The organism is bacterium (assembly GCA_026414725.1).
Taxonomy (GTDB): domain Bacteria; phylum Ratteibacteria; class UBA8468; order B48-G9; family JAFGKM01; genus JAAYXZ01.
The window spans coordinates 282-599 of the sequence record JAOAIL010000068.1; the positions used below are offsets into that span (position 1 = coordinate 282).

Here is a 318-nt window from a genome sequence, read left to right on the forward strand (position 1 = left end):
TCACTGTTGTTTTCTTTTCCTGCAGGTACTGAGATATTTCACTTCCCTGCGTTGTCTTAGCACATCTATGTATTCAATGTGCTATGCTTGACCATTCCGTCAAGCGGGTTGCCCCATTCGGAGATCCTCGGGTCTCAGGTTGTTACCACCTTACCGAGGCTTATCGCAGGTAGCCACGTCCTTCATCGGCTGTTAGTGCCAAGGCATCCACCATATGCCCTTAGTAACTTCACCAAAAAATCTTTTTATTGCCACAGATAGCATATCCAGTGCATCGAAACAAAAAATCTTGGACTTTATAGAATTTTCAAAGAACAG

The 318-nt window shown here is 44.0% G+C and carries 1 rRNA gene (cut by a window edge); it reads right to left on the reverse strand.

Annotation, left to right across the window (positions count from 1 at the left end):
- Positions 1-234, reverse strand: a 23S ribosomal RNA gene (locus tag N3D17_07905); its annotated part reaches 281 nt to the left of the window's first position; the annotation flags it as partial.
- Positions 235-318: the final 84 nt, after the last annotated feature.